The sequence below is a fragment of the Acinetobacter sp. YH16052 genome, assembly GCF_013417155.1.
Taxonomy (GTDB): domain Bacteria; phylum Pseudomonadota; class Gammaproteobacteria; order Pseudomonadales; family Moraxellaceae; genus Acinetobacter.
On sequence record NZ_VPEO01000012.1, the window covers coordinates 62,653 to 80,304 of the forward strand.

General features: G+C 44.6%; 19 protein-coding genes and 5 tRNA genes. All 24 read right to left on the reverse strand.

Going from position 1 to position 17,652, the window contains the following annotated elements; all coding sequences use genetic code 11:
• Positions 1–255: 255 nt before the first annotated feature.
• Complete coding sequence (gene rplL, locus FTV42_RS09810; protein ID WP_180038628.1) at positions 256–621, reverse strand: 50S ribosomal protein L7/L12; 366 nt, start codon at positions 619–621, stop codon at positions 256–258.
• 48 nt (positions 622–669) lie between these two features.
• Positions 670–1,176, reverse strand: coding sequence for a 50S ribosomal protein L10 (gene rplJ, locus FTV42_RS09815; RefSeq protein WP_004278612.1), 507 nt, complete (start codon positions 1,174–1,176; stop codon positions 670–672).
• Between the two features lie 324 nt (positions 1,177–1,500).
• Entirely contained in the window at positions 1,501–2,196 is a 696-nt protein-coding gene (rplA, locus tag FTV42_RS09820; RefSeq protein WP_004278613.1) for a 50S ribosomal protein L1, read from the reverse strand.
• Positions 2,197–2,199: 3 nt separating this feature from the next.
• Positions 2,200–2,628: a 50S ribosomal protein L11 gene (gene rplK, locus FTV42_RS09825; protein WP_004278614.1), complete on the reverse strand. Its 429-nt coding sequence runs from the start codon at positions 2,626–2,628 to the stop codon at positions 2,200–2,202.
• A gap of 119 nt (positions 2,629–2,747) precedes the next feature.
• A complete protein-coding gene (gene nusG / locus FTV42_RS09830) occupies positions 2,748–3,281 on the reverse strand; it encodes a transcription termination/antitermination protein NusG (RefSeq protein ID WP_004278615.1) in 534 nt (177 codons plus the stop codon).
• Between the two features lie 7 nt (positions 3,282–3,288).
• On the reverse strand, positions 3,289–3,729 hold the full coding sequence (secE, locus tag FTV42_RS09835; RefSeq protein WP_044111736.1) for a preprotein translocase subunit SecE: 441 nt from the start codon (positions 3,727–3,729) through the stop codon (positions 3,289–3,291).
• Between the two features lie 74 nt (positions 3,730–3,803).
• Positions 3,804–3,879, reverse strand: a tRNA-Trp gene (locus FTV42_RS09840).
• A gap of 52 nt (positions 3,880–3,931) precedes the next feature.
• On the reverse strand, positions 3,932–5,122 hold the full coding sequence (gene tuf, locus FTV42_RS09845; protein ID WP_004646112.1) for an elongation factor Tu: 1,191 nt from the start codon (positions 5,120–5,122) through the stop codon (positions 3,932–3,934).
• 150 nt (positions 5,123–5,272) lie between these two features.
• Positions 5,273–5,347: transfer RNA gene (locus FTV42_RS09850), tRNA-Thr, on the reverse strand.
• A gap of 17 nt (positions 5,348–5,364) precedes the next feature.
• Positions 5,365–5,440: transfer RNA gene (locus tag FTV42_RS09855), tRNA-Gly, on the reverse strand.
• Between the two features lie 38 nt (positions 5,441–5,478).
• A tRNA-Tyr gene (locus FTV42_RS09860) sits at positions 5,479–5,562 on the reverse strand.
• 56 nt (positions 5,563–5,618) lie between these two features.
• Positions 5,619–5,694 (reverse strand) — tRNA-Thr (locus FTV42_RS09865).
• A 98-nt stretch (positions 5,695–5,792) separates the two neighbouring features.
• Positions 5,793–7,286: an anthranilate synthase component I gene (gene trpE / locus FTV42_RS09870; protein ID WP_180038629.1), complete on the reverse strand. Its 1,494-nt coding sequence runs from the start codon at positions 7,284–7,286 to the stop codon at positions 5,793–5,795.
• 108 nt (positions 7,287–7,394) lie between these two features.
• A complete protein-coding gene (locus FTV42_RS09875; protein ID WP_180038630.1) occupies positions 7,395–8,063 on the reverse strand; it encodes a phosphoglycolate phosphatase in 669 nt (222 codons plus the stop codon).
• Between the two features lie 78 nt (positions 8,064–8,141).
• Positions 8,142–8,801: an FHA domain-containing protein gene (locus FTV42_RS09880; protein WP_180038631.1), complete on the reverse strand. Its 660-nt coding sequence runs from the start codon at positions 8,799–8,801 to the stop codon at positions 8,142–8,144.
• Between the two features lie 62 nt (positions 8,802–8,863).
• A complete protein-coding gene (gspD, locus tag FTV42_RS09885) occupies positions 8,864–11,125 on the reverse strand; it encodes a type II secretion system secretin GspD (RefSeq protein ID WP_180038632.1) in 2,262 nt (753 codons plus the stop codon).
• Positions 11,126–11,163: 38 nt separating this feature from the next.
• On the reverse strand, positions 11,164–12,018 hold the full coding sequence (locus FTV42_RS09890) for a type II secretion system protein N (protein WP_180038655.1): 855 nt from the start codon (positions 12,016–12,018) through the stop codon (positions 11,164–11,166).
• Entirely contained in the window at positions 12,018–12,761 is a 744-nt protein-coding gene (gene gspN, locus FTV42_RS09895) for a type II secretion system protein N (protein ID WP_180038633.1), read from the reverse strand. The genes FTV42_RS09890 and gspN overlap by 1 nt, the downstream gene beginning before the upstream one ends.
• A 182-nt stretch (positions 12,762–12,943) precedes the next feature.
• Positions 12,944–13,270: an H-NS histone family protein gene (locus tag FTV42_RS09900; protein ID WP_180038656.1), complete on the reverse strand. Its 327-nt coding sequence runs from the start codon at positions 13,268–13,270 to the stop codon at positions 12,944–12,946.
• Positions 13,271–13,411: 141 nt separating this feature from the next.
• The gene (locus FTV42_RS09905) at positions 13,412–13,840 is read right to left on the reverse strand and encodes a thioesterase family protein (RefSeq protein WP_180038634.1); all 429 of its coding nucleotides are present in this window, start codon (positions 13,838–13,840) and stop codon (positions 13,412–13,414) included.
• A gap of 8 nt (positions 13,841–13,848) precedes the next feature.
• Positions 13,849–15,042, reverse strand: coding sequence for a heme biosynthesis protein HemY (locus FTV42_RS09910; protein ID WP_180038635.1), 1,194 nt, complete (start codon positions 15,040–15,042; stop codon positions 13,849–13,851).
• Between the two features lie 6 nt (positions 15,043–15,048).
• Complete coding sequence (locus FTV42_RS09915) at positions 15,049–15,888, reverse strand: hypothetical protein (protein ID WP_180038636.1); 840 nt, start codon at positions 15,886–15,888, stop codon at positions 15,049–15,051.
• Positions 15,885–16,664 (reverse strand): uroporphyrinogen-III synthase, encoded by a 780-nt coding sequence (locus FTV42_RS09920; protein ID WP_180038637.1) that lies wholly within the window; start codon positions 16,662–16,664, stop codon positions 15,885–15,887. The genes FTV42_RS09915 and FTV42_RS09920 overlap by 4 nt, the downstream gene beginning before the upstream one ends.
• The gene (gene hemC / locus FTV42_RS09925; protein ID WP_044113065.1) at positions 16,664–17,587 is read right to left on the reverse strand and encodes a hydroxymethylbilane synthase; all 924 of its coding nucleotides are present in this window, start codon (positions 17,585–17,587) and stop codon (positions 16,664–16,666) included. Before hemC ends, FTV42_RS09920 begins: the two co-directional genes overlap by 1 nt.
• Positions 17,588–17,652 lie beyond the last annotated feature (65 nt).

Here is a 17,652-nt window from a genome sequence, read left to right on the forward strand (position 1 = left end):
GGAATTACGCTGGCCGATATGGCCACCACTCTTTACAAATGCTGCAATTTTTAGTGGTATTAAAACGCTTATCAATATTTTTTAATGAAAAATATTGGTAAACGTTTGTTCATTATGTTTATTTTCAATTTGTATGATTTTTATATCATGCAAACAAAAATCGAGCCGATTATTGTAACGCAAAAAGGCTGATGACCCAAGAGCCATCAGCCAATTTTTGGAGCCGATTATAAAAAAACCGGCTCCCTTAAGAAATTACTTAAGAGTAACTGTAGCACCAGCTTCTTCAAGTTTCTTCTTAAGCTCTTCGCCTTCTTCTTTAGAAACGCCTTCTTTAAGAACTGCAGGAGCGCCTTCAACCATGTCTTTAGCTTCTTTCAAGCCAAGGCCAGTCGCTTCACGAACTGCTTTAATTACAGCAACTTTGTTCGCGCCGAAAGAAGTCAATTCAACATTGAATTCAGTTTGTTCTTCAGCAGCAGCAGTAGCAGGACCAGCAGCAACAGCTACGGCAGCAGCAGATACATTGAATTTCTCTTCGAAAGCAGAGATAAGTTCAACAAGTTCAAGAACAGTTTTTTCAGCAACTGCATTTAGGATTTCTTCGTTTGTTAAAGCCATGAGATTAACTCCAAATGGGTATTGAATGATGTGTGTTTAAGTTTGAGCTTAAGCAGCTTCTGACTCGTTTTTCTCTTGAAGCGCTGTAAGTAAGCGGCCCAATTTCGAAATAGGAGCTTGAAGAACGTTTGCAAGCATAGTAAGCGCTTTCTCTTGGTTCGGAAGATTCGCGATTACGCTAACTTCTGCACCTTGATAAAGTTTGCCATCAAATGCAGCAGCTTTAAGTTCAAATGCTTTATTAGTTTTAGCGAATTCTTCGAACAAACGTGCAGCAGCACCCATGTCGTCTTCAGAATTCGAGAAAGCTAAGATTGTTGGGCCAACAAGGTTGTCGTTCAAGATATTGAATTGAGTATCTTGAAGAGCACGCTTAGCCAAAGTGTTACGAACGATACGTGTAGTAACACCAAGTTTACGCGCTTCAACACGTAGAGTAGTTAACTGCTCTACAGTCAAACCTTGGTAGTCAGCAACAACAGCAGCAAATGCAGTAGAAGCAACTTCAGCTACTTCAGCTACGATCTGTTTTTTGCCTTCGATAAGAAGAGCCATTGTAAAACCTCCTAACGGTGATTTATGTACTTACGCGAAGTACACTCCCAATTCGCAAGACCATCACTGGACTCACACGCGGAGGATGAACAAATCACACCACCGCGTCTACGCAGGCTGAGCTATTAAGAGAGAAGCATAAAACTTCCCTCGCCCGCGGTCTTTGACGCTGATAAATTTTCATTTATCAATTCAAAGTTTGCCTAAATTATCCCCTCTCCTTTTAGGAGAGGGCTAGGGAGAGGTTTAACCCTCTTCCCGACCTTCTTCCAGAGGGAGAAGGAGACATCTTCAGGGCTTTAAAATTCTGTAATAAGTCGAGACTTATTTAGAAACGTTTGCTACATCAACGATCAAACCAGGGCCCATAGTTGAGCTCAAAGTGATCTTTTGAATGTATACGCCTTTAGACGTAGCAGGTTTCAAACGCTTCAAGTCAGCAACAAGCGCTTCAACGTTTTGACGAACAGCAGCAGCTTCAAAACCTACCTGACCGATCGCAGCATGGATAATACCAGCTTTGTCTACGCGGTAACGTGCTTGACCAGCTTTTGCATTTTTAACTGCAGTAGCAACGTCAGGAGTTACAGTACCCACTTTAGGGTTTGGCATTAAGCCACGTGGACCAAGGATCGTACCAAGTTTACCTACAACGCGCATTGCATCTGGAGCAGCAATTACTACGTCAAAGTCAAGGTTACCCGCTTGGATGCTTTCAGCAAGATCGTCGAAACCAACAACGTCTGCGCCTTCAGCTTTAGCAGCTTCAGCAGCAGCGCCTTGAGCGAATACAGCTACACGTACAGTTTTACCAGTACCTGCAGGAAGTGTAGTCGCGCCACGAACAACTTGGTCAGATTTACGAGGATCAACACCTAGGTTTACCGCGATATCTAGAGATTCTTTGAATTTAGGAGCTGGAAGGCTCTCTAAAACTGCAACAGCTTCTTCTAGCGTGTAAACTTTGTGTGCTTCTACAGCAGCTACAATCGCTTTTTGACGTTTAGTTAATTTAGCCATGTCTTAAAGCTCCACTTCCAAGCCCATAGAACGCGCAGAACCAGCAATGGTACGTACACGTGCGTCTAAATCAGCACCAGTCAAATCTGGTTCTTTAGTAGTCGCGATTTCTTCGATTTGAGCACGAGTCAACTTACCAACTTTAGTTTTGTTAGGTACAGCTGAACCCTTCTGGATACCAGCAGCTTTCTTAAGAAGAACAGCAGCAGGTGGAGTTTTCATGATGAATGTGAACGACTTGTCGTTGTACACAGTGATCACGACTGGAATTGGCAGACCAGCTTCAACTTTTTGTGTAGCAGCATTGAATTCTTTACAGAATGCCATGATGTTTACACCACGTTGACCTAGTGCAGGACCAATCGGTGGAGATGGATTCGCTTTACCAGCTGGAACTTGCAGCTTGATATAGCCGTCAATCTTCTTAGCCATTTCAAATTACCTCTGGGTGCAAACGCCGATTAAGGCTCCCCAATGATTTCAAGTAACGATACCGTTACAACAACAATGCCTGACTTATAAATAAGTCAGGCGTTTTCAACCCATACAAATTAGACTGATTTTTCGACTTGACGAAATTCCAATTCAACTTGAGTTGGTCGGTTAAATACATTAATAGTCAGCGTTAAACGCGACTTTTCGTACTGAACTTCTTCCACCACACCTTTAAAGTCGGTGAATGGACCGTCAACCACGAGTAATTCTTCGCCTGGCTCAAACATCGTCTTAGGACGAGGCGCTTCACCAGTATTGCGTACACGCGCAAGAATCGCATCTGCTTCTTTTTGCGTAATCGGTGCCGGTTTTTCAGCCGTACCACCAATAAAACCTAAAACTTTTGGACATTCTTTAACAATGTGCCAAGTATCATCGTTCATTTCCATTTCGACTAGGACATAGCCAGGAAAGAACTTACGCTCTGATTTACGCTTCTTGCCATCCTTCATTTCTACCACTTCTTCGGTAGGAACAAGGACTTCACCAAAGCTATCGGCAACAGCGCTACGCTGGATTCGATCATTAAGCGAACGCATCACTTGTTTTTCATAACCTGAATAGGCATGAATAATGTACCAACGTTTCATAGCTCTCTTACCCGATAATAAACTTCATTAACCAGCCTAAAATATAGTCAAAACACCACAATAAGATGGATGCAATTACGACTACAACAAGAACTTGCCAAGATGTGGACATCGTCTCTTGTTTGGTAGGCCAGGTCACTCGACGCAACTCAATTCGTGCATCTTTCAGCAGACGAATAAAGCCTTTGCCTTGATGGGTGGCGTATAATAAACCGAATGCTGCAACGATACAAGCCAAAATCACCCCAACGCGCACCCAAACATCATTCGCAGGTGCCCAGTACGCTGGTAAATATTGGTTTACCATCATTGCACCAACTAATAAAATCAAGACGATAACCCATAGAACCATGTCTAATGGAGAACCAGAACTTACATCTACTGCAGGATTATTTCTTTGAGGAATTGCCGCTTCGCCTAATGCGTCGCGTGATTTTTCATTCGACATTTTTGTACTCGTCGTAGGTTTCGCGACTTATTATATGACCAATTTTGCCGACATCAAGCGTCTTTTTAAAAACTTGGCAGGTCAGGAGGGACTCGAACCCCCAACATTCGGTTTTGGAGACCGACGCTCTACCAATTGAACTACTGACCTGCAAAACAACAAGTTGGAGACTAAACTCCAACCTGCTTGTCTTATTCTATGATTATGCAGTTACTTTAGCAACTACACCAGCACCAACTGTACGACCACCTTCACGGATCGCAAAACGTAGACCTGGGTCCATTGCGATCGGGTGGATTAGCTCTACTGACATCTCAACGTTGTCACCAGGCATAACCATTTCCACGCCTTCTTTAAGCGCGATCGCACCAGTTACGTCCGTAGTACGGAAGTAGAACTGTGGACGGTAACCGTTAAGGAATGGAGTGTGACGACCACCTTCTTCTTTAGAAAGTACATATACTTCCGCATCGAATTTAGTGTGTGGCTTGATCGCACCTGGTTTAGTCAATACTTGACCACGTTGTACGTCTTCACGCTTAGTACCACGAAGAAGAACACCACAGTTCTCGCCCGCACGACCTTCGTCAAGAAGTTTACGGAACATTTCTACGCCAGTTACTGTAGTAGTTTGAGTATCACGGATACCAACGATTTCTACAGACTCACCTACTTTAACGATACCAGTCTCTACACGGCCAGTTACTACTGTACCACGACCAGAGATTGAGAATACGTCTTCAATTGGCATAAGGAATGGAAGGTCAATTGCACGCTCTGGCTCTGGAATGTAAGAGTCAAGTGCTTCAACAAGCGCAACTACAGCTGGCTCGCCGTATTGGCTGTCATCACCGTTAAGCGCAAGAAGAGCAGAACCACGGATCACTGGAGTGTCATCACCCGGGAAGTCGTAAGTAGAAAGAAGTTCACGAACTTCCATTTCAACTAGTTCAAGAAGCTCTTCGTCGTCTACAAGGTCGCATTTGTTCAAGAATACAACGATGTAAGGTACACCTACCTGACGAGAAAGCAGGATGTGTTCACGAGTCTGTGGCATAGGACCATCAGTCGCAGCACATACAAGGATCGCGCCGTCCATCTGAGCAGCACCAGTAATCATGTTTTTAACATAATCGGCGTGACCCGGGCAGTCTACGTGAGCGTAGTGACGAGTTGGAGAATCGTATTCTACGTGTGAAGTATTAATTGTAATACCACGTGCTTTTTCTTCTGGTGCAGAGTCGATTGCAGCGTAGTCTTTCGCTTCGCCACCGAATTTCTTCGCACATACAGTTGCAATTGCAGCCGTTAAAGTTGTTTTACCATGGTCAACGTGACCAATTGTGCCCACGTTAACGTGTGGCTTATTACGTTCAAACTTAGCCTTAGCCATGTTAATCTTCCTCGTTTACGTCGAACACAATTCTGAGTAAAACCCAGCTCCGACATATCGTTTAAAAAAACCGAACACCAAATACTTGAAAAGCAGACTAAATAGCCTGCTTTTGGAATTTCTTTGCAACAAAGTTGCTAAACTGTAATCTGGAGCTCTTATCGAGATTTGAACTCGAGACCTCTCCCTTACCAAGGGAGTGCTCTACCACTGAGCTATAAGAGCAAATATTAGTACTTCAATGGAGCGGGAGACGAGGGTCGAACTCGCGACATGTAGCTTGGAAGGCTACCGCTCTACCAACTGAGCTACTCCCGCACGATGTTGGTACAAACCACTTATTGAAGTCTTAAAATTGGTGGTGAGGGAAGGATTCGAACCTTCGAAACTTTCGTAGCGGAGTTACAGTCCGCCCCCTTTGACCGCTCGGGAACCTCACCATTTTTTACACTTACATCAGTGCTGTTCTTTACTTCACACTACCAAACCTCTAAGATGGTGCCGGCACACGGATTCGAACTGTGGACCTACTGATTACAAGTCAGTTGCTCTACCAACTGAGCTATGCCGGCGTTTCTTAGTGTTTCGTACGTTTCGTATCGGAACGGTGTGCAGTTTAGCAAAACTCAGAATCCTTGCAAGTGTTTTTTTCAAAAAAAACGTCAAAAACTCATAAAATCAAACCATTTGATGATAATTCAACCGCTTTGATCACTGCGCGAGCTTTTATTTGAGTTTCATTCCACTCAGATTCAGGATTTGAGTCGGCAACTAGCCCTGCTCCAGCCTGAACATAGACCTTATTTTCGCGAATGACACAGGTACGAATCGCAATCGACATGTCCATTTCGCCATGCCAGCCTAAATAACCAATAGCGCCACCGAAAATTCCACGTTTTACCGGCTCAACTTCGTCAATAATTTCCATGGCACGGATTTTTGGCGCACCTGAAAGTGTACCCGCAGGGAAAGTTGCCTTAAAAACATCCAGGGCATCGACATCATCACGCACTTCACCCTGCACATTGGAGACAATATGCATCACATGCGAATAACGTTCGATCACCATTTGATCAGTCACCTGCACTTTGCCAATTTTTGCGATGCGTCCCACATCATTACGTCCCAGATCAATCAGCATGACATGTTCAGCAATTTCTTTTTCATCAGACAATAAGTCTTGCTCAAGCGCCAGATCTTCTTCTTTGGTTTTGCCACGTGGACGGGTACCTGCAAGCGGTCGCACTGTGGCAATACCATTTTCCAGACGCGACAGAATTTCAGGAGAAGAGCCGACAATATGGAATGGCGTGTTGTTTTCCAAAGTCTGCCCTTGCACCAGGAACAGATACGGCGATGGATTGAGATGACGCAGCGCACGATACACCTGTAGCGGGTCACCGTCGAAATCCGAAACCATCCGGTGCCCGGGTACGACCTGCATTACATCGCCTGCGCGAATATACTCTTTGACTTTTTCTACCGAGGCAATGAAGTTGTCATGTCCAGTGAGAGACTCAAAATGTGGTGGCGTATGTTTTTCAGCTTTCAGGCTGATTGGCATGGCAAGAATATTTTCTAATTCATTTAATTGTTCACGTGCTTTTTCATAAGAACCCGGAGCAGTGGCATCGGCATGTACAATCAAAAACAAGGTATCTTTCAGGTTATCAAACACAATGACGGTTTTAGACAGCATCATCCAGATATCGGGTAATCCGACCGGATCCACTTCAGGCACATTTTTTAACTTCGGCTCGATATAGCGCACGGCATCATAGCCAAAGTAACCTACCAACCCGCCAGTAAAACTCGGCAAGTCCGGCAATTCTGCCTGGGTAGGCACCTTAAATTGCGCCTGAAAGTCACGGATATATTGAAATGGATCAGCACAGTGCTGTTTTTCAATTGAAGCATCTGCATGCTGTACCGTCAGTTCGCCTGCATTGCAGGAAAATACCGTGGATTCACCTAGTCCAATAATCGAATAGCGTGCCCAGTTCTCACCACCTTCTACAGACTCAAATAAATAAGCCTGCTGATGCTGTTTAAGCCGAGCAAAAATAGAAAGTGGTGTATCGGTATCCGCCAGACGCTGACGGTAAACAGGAATGAGGTTATAGCCTTGCGCAGCAAGTTGCTGGAATTGTGCTTGAGTGGTCATGCGGTTTTTCTCTTTAAATTAGGGTTACTCAGTATGTAAATAAAATTGAACTGAGCGACGCCATCGAAAAACCTTACAACTATTCATTTTCTTTCCTTAGTACGCGTATTAGGCAAGTAATTCTCTAAGATCATCCACAATCTGCTGTGGCTGACAATCTGCAATATTTTCACCATGATTATAGCCATAGCTGACTACAACACAATCAATCCCGGCGCAGCGTGCGGCTTCAACATCATTGGAAGAGTCTCCAATCAATAAGACCTGTTCTTTGCTCACCTTATAATGTTCGACACAGTGCAGCAACTGGCGTGGGTGCGGTTTACGTTCAGTAAAACGGTCGCCACCAATGGTATCGGCAAAATAATGAGCCATATCCAAGGTATCTAAAATACTGCGGGCAGGAAGTTCAGGCTTATTGGTCACACAAATCAGGGTTTTACCTTGGGCTTTGGCCCAGTCCAGAAATTTCAGGATTCCCGGAAAAGGAACGGTATCAACGCAGGGATCGACATTATAGATATCCAGAAAAGTCGTTAAGAGCTCCTGATGCTGCGCCGGCGTGACTTCGCCAACCAAATGCTGCAATACACTCTCACAGAATATCGAGGTGCCCTTGCCTACCCAGGTCCGTACCTGTTCTTCGGTCACCAGAGGCAATTGCAGCACATTCAGGCTCATATTCATGGCGCGATACAGATCATGTGCTGAATCCACCAAGGTACCATCCAGATCAAACAAGATCAGTTCGCGCTTTTCTAATTGTGCAATAGACATCCCGACCCTCTTTTATAATGTTCGCAGCCACAAAAAAGGCATGCGCTGTGCATGCCTTGATTGTAACCAATCATTGGCTTATTTGAACAATAACCAAGCCATAATTGCTAAAATAATCAGCACAATCACTGAAATCAAACCTACAGATACATTTTTCTGGGTTTCTTTTTCCTGTTCTACGCGTGATACAGGTTGCTCAACCGGAATTGGGGTAGGCTCTGGTTTCACCGCACTAATGTCCACGCCTTCCGGAATAGGTGCCGGTTTTGGAATACCGACATTGGTTGGCATGCCATCACGGGTTAATTGCACCGAAGCATCACGATGTTTCAGTTCCGGCATTCCCTGATCATTCATTTGCTGCGCAGGTGTAGGCTCAGCGACTTCGACCTGTTCCACGACTTTTTCTGCCGTTGCTTCAATTTCTGCTGGAACTTCAACTGCAGCCACAGGTGCCAGTACTGAAAATTTCAAGCTGGCAAACTGAACAATGTCATCCTGTTTTAATAAGGTTTCCTGCGCAATCTGTACATCATTGACAAAAGTGCCATTCGATGAACCCAAATCCTGCACCCAGAGCGCATCATCTTTCAGTAAAAATGCCGCATGTTTACGGGAGATTTCCGCAGCCTGTAACACGATATCCGCAGCCTGATGACGCCCTACCAGCATGTCACGGTCAATGCTAATTTCCTGTCCTGTTAAGTCGCCTGTAATCGCGTGTATTTTCCAAGTCATGAAAGTTACTTCTCTGTTCTCTTTGACATTATCATAACATGCTGTCTGCAAATACGAATGGCTTAGCTTTTGGGTCTAAGTGTGGTTGTTGTAACGGTATTTTTACTTTTTTCTACCTGTTGAACGGGTTCTACCACTTGTCGCTGAATCACTGGTTCTATCGCGACCGGCGTGGCGACTACATTAACTGGTTGTGCCTGAACCAGTGCGGTCGGCACAGTTTGATAGGTCGAGTTTTGCAAGGGCGTTCTGGATACCGGAATTCGCTGTTGATACACATCTTCAACACTTTCTGGCAATTTGGCAAAGTTCCCGTCTGAATCGAGTGCGAGTTGCAGACTATATAACTGACTATAACGTTGCTGGGTCAGTTTACGCACTGCATTTTTATCCCCCACAATGGTTGGATGGATAAAGATCAATAAGTTACGCTTCTGATTGGATTTACCTTCAGAACGGAATAAACGTCCTAAGCCTGGAATTGCACCCAGACCCGGCACCGCTTGGCGTCCATAACTGGTGTTATCCGAAATCAGACCACCAAGCACAATGGTTTGTCCATGTTCGGCCAGAATTGAGGTTTTAATTGCACGTTTGCTCGTCACCAGATCCTGTGCCTGCCCTTTACTGGCCTTGACATCAGAAACTTCCTGTTCCACTTCCAGGCGTACCGTACCATCTTCGCCAATATGCGGGACCACCTTTAAAGTGACCCCGACATCCTTGCGTTCAATGGTGGTATAGGGATTAGCAACTCCAGCAGCACCTGTAGACACTGAGCCTGTCACAAAAGGTACGTTTTCACCCACCACAATATAAGCTTCTTCATTATCCATGGTCACAATCGACGGCGTAGACAACAGGTTGGATTTAGTGGTTTCTTTGAGTGCCTGAATCATCGCACCATACAGACGTCGGGAACCATCACTCCCTTCACGATAATCACCGAGTACCAGTGAGCTACCTGCGCCCACGGCACTTGCAGCACCTGCACCACCACCGGTGAGATAACCGGCCGCAATATTTTTCAGGCTAGTCCCAAAATTATCGAAGTTCACCAGTCCAATACCACTACTGATATCACCCAAGGCCCATTGCACACCGAGTTGATCCGCATCGGTTCCTTCCACTTCAATAATCGCGGCTTCGATAAGCACCTGTTGACGACGGATATCCAGCTGGTCAATTGCTGATTCAATTTCCCGCATCAGTTGCGGATCAGCTTTCACCACCAGAGAATTTTGTGTGGTATCGGCAATAATACTGACGCCATTGCCATTAAAACTGGTAATTCCGCCCTGCTCGTTATTCATGCCTGTATTCAGCTGAATGCCTGAAGAGGTGTTGCTACTCGAACCGGTAGTCGTATTGTTGTTATTTAAATTATTGCCAGAACTGAGTGAAGACGAGTTCGAGGATGTACTACTCGAATTTGAATTACTGTTCACCGCCTGCCCGCTTACCAAACCCTGCAAGATTTCCGCAAGATTTTTAGCGCTGGCATATTTCAGACGAAAAACTTTTAATCCACCCAAACGATCCGCAGCCGGTACATCCAGAGTTTCGATTACTTGACGCACCCGTTTGCGCGTCGTGGGATCACCTTTAATGATGATCCGGTTAGTACGAGTATCTGCAATCACCCGCACTCGCGAACCGCGGACATCTTTAGCTCCACCGGTTGCAGTCATGGACTCGATCAGTCCAATCATTTCTTCGGCTTGACTCGATTGTAAGCTGACCGCTTCAATGTCATTCTGACCGGTGCCATCCAGATTGCGAATGATGGTTTCCAGCTGGTAAATATTGCTAGCGCGATCCGACACAATCAGTGCATTTGTCCCCGGCACTGCCGCCAAATGGGCAAACTGCGGCATCAAGGGACGTAATGCAGGAATCAGGTCATTCGGATTGGTATTTTCCAGCCACAACACCCGTGTCACAATCTGGTCACCACTGGCGCGGCTTCTGGCATCATAGGGAATGCCTGAGCTTTTGACATTGCTGTCCGGAACCAGCTTGATGGTATTACCCGAAGGAATTGCCACCACACCGTTGACATTCAGTACGCCTAAAAACAGGTCATAGACTTCATTTTTATTCAGGGCTTTATTGGAGATGACTGTCACGTTGCCACGTACCCGCGGATCGACTGCAAAGTTTTTGCCGGTAATATCGGCTACTTCATTAATGAATGCAGTTAAGTCAGCATCTCGAAGGTTAATTTTCCAGGTTTGTGCATAACTCGCCGTACTGACCATAGCCATTAACGGTGCGGCCACACAGAATGCCCATGCTGATCGATTATTATTAAATAAAGCCATAAACTTTCGTGTTTCCTAACCCTATGCGTGATGACACATCACTTCAAATCTTGTTGTATGGTCATCACCTGATCACCACGTTTTATTTCGAGTTTGACCTGACCTTCACGCCGGGCCTGTTCCAGTAATCGTGCTTCGGTCTGTCCCTGGCTCAGCGTCTGGCCATTTAAAGACAAAATCCGGTCGCCCGGTCTTAAACCCAGGCGATTACGCAATGCAGCCGGCGTCCGTGAAGTTACTTCATAACTACCATCTGCTGCACTAACCCCCATATTCTGTAAATACTGGTCCTTGTTTTCCTGCATCTGCTGGATGGCCCGACCAATTTCATTCTGTGGCGAAGGCTGCTCAGGCATACCACTATTAGAAGGCATAGCAGGCATTGAACTTGAAGATGCTGATGTTTCCGGCACAATCGGCTGATTCAAGCCATTTTCCAGACCTTTGAATAAGATTTCCTGAGTAGCACCTGTGGATCGACGCAAAATAACCCGATCCCAATGCACTTCAGCCAACTCAAAACCGCTATTGGCCAACATTTCCCCGACACGGTAACGATCGACCTGATCATTGATTTTCAGTACCGCAGAAGAGTTATAACTTGGACTGGCGACCATCACCCCTTGTAAAATGATATTGGCCGTTTCAACCACACCCGCAGACTGCCCAACTTCCTGAAACAGCGAAAATGCACCGATATTCGGAATTTGCGGCTGTTGCGAACCCAATTCAACCCGATCCAGCTGCATGGCTTGGGGTGGAGCAATCAGTAACCAGAACAAAGCCGCCAGCTTCCAGCATAGATACAGGATGAGCAGTAACAAAACCATAGGTGCAGCACGATTGAGCTGTTTCAGTTCAATATTTTTTAAATCATTCAGAGAAACTGTCATCAATTCAAGCCTCCCATTAAGGGTTGGCGGGTACTGATCACATAGGTATCTAATCCGGCTTTACCTTCATAGGAAGGCGCATTCATTAAAAAGCGCTGGGTGAGCTGGATATCCAGCATCAGGTTCGGATCAAGCTTGATATTCAGCATGCGTTGATCGCGACTATCCCGAACATCAATTAACAGCTGTCCGCTTTCATCTGCGAGTTGTCCAGTCATGGCGGGTACATTCATGCGTTCCTGACGCTGAGCAAAGGTATAAATCAGCTCACCACCCGCCCATTGCATTTGCCCAGCCACCTGACTGAAACCCTGATCTTTTTTATATTTAAAATCCAGATCTTTAAACTGAATCGCAGTACTCGGCCATTGCCAGTCTGCAAGTTTTTTTAGAGTTTCAGGCGCGATCTGCCCTTCAAGATTTTTGACAATCAAAGACTTATTCAGACCATAAGCCATGATCCCGGAAAGCTGGGTATTGCCGCTATGCAAATCCACATGTGCCCCAACCCGCAGCAACAGCAAATCCAGAGGCCGTACTTTCCAGTTCAGACTGCCCCGAAGATTGCCTTTTTTCCAGTCCGCACTTCCCTGCCAGATATTTCCGTTTACATTATGCAAAGTCTGGTTATTTTTATAAAATTTTGAAATTAACCAGGCCGCTGGCACTTGTAATACGACAAAAATAAAAAATGCAACAAGAGTAAGGATCAACCATCTTAAAGTTTTCGGTTTACTGCTCATCCCCACCACGACCAATCGCTCAAGTCCAAATCCCCATTTATAATTTTTCCCTTATACTCACACATTATGCACACTTTTCTGCCAACGCCAATTCATAGATATAAAAAAACCAAGCAGGTATGCTTGGTTTAATCATCTTAGACTGTCTGTATGACAGCCTAATGACCAGATCAAATGGAGGCCTAGATCAGAAAATCGTCCAGCTTTGCGCCTTTTTCCAATTCTGCCACTAACCAGCGCGGTTGTTTACCACGGCCAGTCCAGGTATCGTTCGGATTGCTTTTGCTACGGTAACGCGGCTCAACCGACTTACGTGATGATTTTTTACGTTTAGACGCACCAAATTCAAGTAACTGTTCAACTGTCATACCCACTTTCTCGGCAACTGCCAAGATTTGCTGATAAGCGTCTTCAATCTCTTGATCTTTTTTTGAAGCAATCAGTGATTCTGCTTCTGCTTGTAAACGTTTTAACTCTTCTACTGATAAATGCGTAATATCTGGCATAATGCTCTCCGAAAAATAATATTATTCGTTTTGTTAAATAATAGCCCCATCATATTTATATTAAATAAAACATTCAATATAAAACCTTAGACCAATAACAATAAAGTTTAAAAAAAATTACAAATCAAAATGATTCATTCATTTTTAAATTTCATGTTGAACGCTTAATTCAAGTGCTTTGATTTTTTCGCGAATATGTTCCGGAATTTCTGTTTTCTGCATGGTCTTTTTATCGACACAGACAATCACTGCTTCTGAAGTAGCCACAATACTTTGCTGTTTTTCACTCCATAATAGATATTGCATTCTAACTGCACTATTTCGAATTTCTTCAATACGTGCTGCCACTTTTAAATGATCAGGAAAAACCACAGGTTTTAAATAACGGCACTGATTTGAAGACACTACCGTAAATACCGGTTCATTATGTATATCTAATATCCCTAGATAAGCCAGACGCGCACTTTCGATATAACGGTAATACATGGCATTATTGACATGTCCAAAGGCATCCATATCACCCCATGCGACTGTTTGTTCATAAATAACTGGATATTGTTTTAATTCTGACATTATTATTCTCAAGTCTTAATTTCTATAAAGTTTACATTCGATTCAAATACTGCATTTAACTGCTGTAGCAAGTCCTCCCGATCTTGTAAGGCAGCTTTAATTCTTAAATAACTCATACGAATATCATCCGAATACAAGTCAAGTAGTTGCTGGGCTTGATCTGTATAGCCTGTGGCTTGCAACACATGCCATTTTGCAAAGCTTAAAATCGGCAATGCTGGATATTTGGCTTCCCAGTGCGAAATCTGTTGTGCAATCGCCTCATAATCTGGATTTTGCCGCAATAACTGTTGCTGGAACCACAAATAAAAGACATCCTGATTAAATTGCTGTTCCATTAAATGAATCGCGAGCACTTCATGCTCGGCACTCATTTCTGGCATTCTAAATAATAATTTCAACCATAATAACTTGACTGAATAGTCACGATCAAATATCTGAGGTTTTAAATCTAAATAACGTTGCTGTAAATAAAATAAATCGTCCTGTGTGGCTTGATCATAGGCCAATAATAATTGTTCCAGCCATGTTTTTTTTACTTCTTGGTCCAAATGCCCATATTGGGTCGAACGTAAATATAACCAGGGAAACTGCATGGCAAATACTCCCCATAATGCAACAAGGCGCTGCTCATAGGCTGTTTTAACCTGCATTAACCAAGGTGATAATTCATGCTGATTTAAAAACTCCAAATGGGTAAGTGCTTGTTCACCTTGCTGTTGTGATAAATAAATTTCAATCCGTTGCAATTCTGCCAATTCAAATGCCATGGGATTGGATTGGTTTAAAGCAGTTAATGCATGGGTATATTGCTGTTGTCCCCAAGATAAACGTGCATCAATAATATGCTTGAGTAAACCCGACTTGGTGAAAGACTGCTGAATAAAATCCCGCTGATCCTGAGCAGCGTTTAATAACCAGATGACTGCCAATTGTTCATAAGGGTGCAAGCGGGAAAAACTAAAGACTGTTTCAGTTTTACGCTGTTCACGGCTGCGATACTGCTTGATCGCATACCAGATGCAATGCATCAAAAAACTTACACTGACCAAGGATGCGGCCAAAAACCAGAGGGTGGTTTGTAACTGCCACTCGCGCCAATACAGATAGACATAGCCAGCCCCATGTCCATAACTCAGGATACTCAGCACCGCAATGCCAAGTAAGCAGACAAATAAATAGGCCAGCAGAATCTGTTTCATAAGCAATTAGCCCACTAGGGTGCGTGTGTTTAATAATGGAATCGGAGTAATCGGGGTGGCCTTGATTTGATTCAATTGCTGAATCCATTTTTGGCTCTGTGCATCCGGCAATTGCTCCAAGACTTCAATCACGGCATTCAGTGCTTGCTGAAAAGCGACGGATTGGTCTTTTTGCAAGGTATTTTGTGCGATGAGCAAGCGCAACTGGGCCTCTTTCAGTACCAGATGCCGTTGCATCAAGACTGTGCTTGGCTGATCTGCGGATTCAATCTGAACCCAGCGCTGCCAGAAAGAGCGTTGAGTTTCTGGACGCTGACGATATGGTGTCTGAATTTCTTTTTCAATTTCAGTATCCATCTGCACCAAAACTTCTTTTACTTTATTTTGCTGCACTAATCGGCTGTTCACGAATTTTTTCAGCATGTCCTGATCTTTTGCAATCACTTGCTGCAAACTGCTGACCAAGGCAGGCGCTAAAATATAATCATCCAGCTCATTAGATAACTGAGTTAATTTCTCAATCGCAGTGGCGTATTGTTGCTGTTGCAGTGCAAATTCGATCAGATCCAGATGTTGCTGCACCAAGACAATATCATTTTGCGTTGCATCAGTTGCCGCTTCATTTACTGACGCTTTCGCTGAAGTAGCTCCAGCACTTTCCTGCTGAGCAGAAATCTGGCGTTTTAAAGCCACAAACTGATCATTGAGATTGGCATTTTGCTGCTGTAACTGATTAATGCTTTGATTAAATTCAGTCTGTGCTGTATTCAGAACATGAAGGTCGTAGCTGAGCTTGACCAGCCATGACAAACTTAAGATGAACAATACAATGAATAGTTTCTTCATGCGTTCCCTAATATCAGCCCCATTTTCTGCAAGATCGTATTTGCGTCTAAATCATCGATTTTTACGAATTGAAAACTTGCCTGATGCTGCTGTTGATATTCCCCAAGAATATTGGCCAAACGTGGCCCCAAAACCAAATAACAGGCTTGCTGTATAAACTCCGCATTCCTCTGCAAGAGTATCAGCCAGTTTAACCAACTTGCCTCACTGGTGATTAGCACTGCAAAACGCTGCTGTGTCTTAAGCAGCGCCAAATTCTCTGCCAAAATCGTTGCCGTCGTTTTAGGACATTGCCGCCGGTACAAAATAAAGTTTAAAACTTTAATATTGCTGGCACGTAAATGATCCATCATAAATTGACGACCACCTTCTCCGCGCCAGAAGGCTACACCTGAACCAGAAGCCAGTTGCTTCAACACAGGCAATTGCAGCATGCCTTCCGAAGTTTCGACCTCAGGCACATGACTATGAATGCCATAGCTCGCCAGTGCCTGTTCAGTGGCTTTTCCCACTGACACCCAATGCACCTGCGCCAACGTCGAGAGCTTAATACCCGCCTGTTGTAAATATTGCATGCCAATCTGGGCGGCCGTCGGACTGACCACCACAATAATCTGTGCCTGCTCCAGCTGCTGATACAAACTCGACAGCTCATCGGAATAAGGCATGGCATGCAGTTCGAGCAAGGGCAATTCTAAAACAGACACTTGCGCTGCCTGTAACTGCTGGGTCAAGCCTGCAGCACGATCACTGGGGCGAGTATTAATCAATAACATCAGTGTGAATAGAGTGCTTTCAGCAACTCGCCAGCACCTTGATCAAGCAGGTCTTTTGCCAGCTCTACACCCAATTGCTCCGCAGCTGCCATTTTGCCAGTATGCTGTGCCCGGAGCAAAACTGTTCCATCGACACTGCCCACACGACCTTCGATTGAAATCACACCCTCTTTGAGCGTGGCATAACCAGCAATCGGCACCTGACATCCGCCTTCTAGATAGGCATTAAAGGCACGTTCGGCACGTACACACGCATCTGTATCCGCATGCAGGAGTGGCTGAATCAAGTCCAGCACCGTCTGATCATGAGTACGGCATTCCAGTCCCAATGCCCCTTGACCCACGGCCGGCAGACTGACTTCAGGCGTCAGAGTATGACGAATACGTTCTGCCAGACCCAAGCGTTTTAAACCGGCACTGGCCAGAATAATCGCATCATACTGGCCTGCATCCAGTTTAGATAAACGTGTGCCGACATTACCGCGTAAATCGATAATGTCCAGATCTGGACGCTGTTTTAAAATCTGGGTTTTACGGCGCAAGCTTGAGGTTCCGACTTTGGCGCCTTGTGGCAATTCTTCAAAACTAGTGTAGGTATTCGACACAAAGGCATCTAAGGGATCTTCACGTTCACAGATCACTGCCAGACTCAGACCTTCGGGCAAGGCCATCGGGACATCTTTCATGGAATGCACAGCCAGATCTGCACGACCATCCAGTAAAGCGGCTTCTAATTCTTTTACAAACAGTCCTTTTCCACCAATTTTAGCCAGTGGTGTATCTAGAATTTTATCGCCCTGTGTAACAAAAGTGACTAACTCGACCTGCAAACCAGCGTGCAAATCTTGTAGGCGCGCACGGATGTGTTCCGCTTGCCAAAGCGCAAGTGGACTTTGTCGAGTTGCAATTTTTAGGGTCTTCATAAATTTCAATAACAGTAAATGAGAACAATAGTCTAAACTTAACCTGCTCACTTGAAAATGCAAGT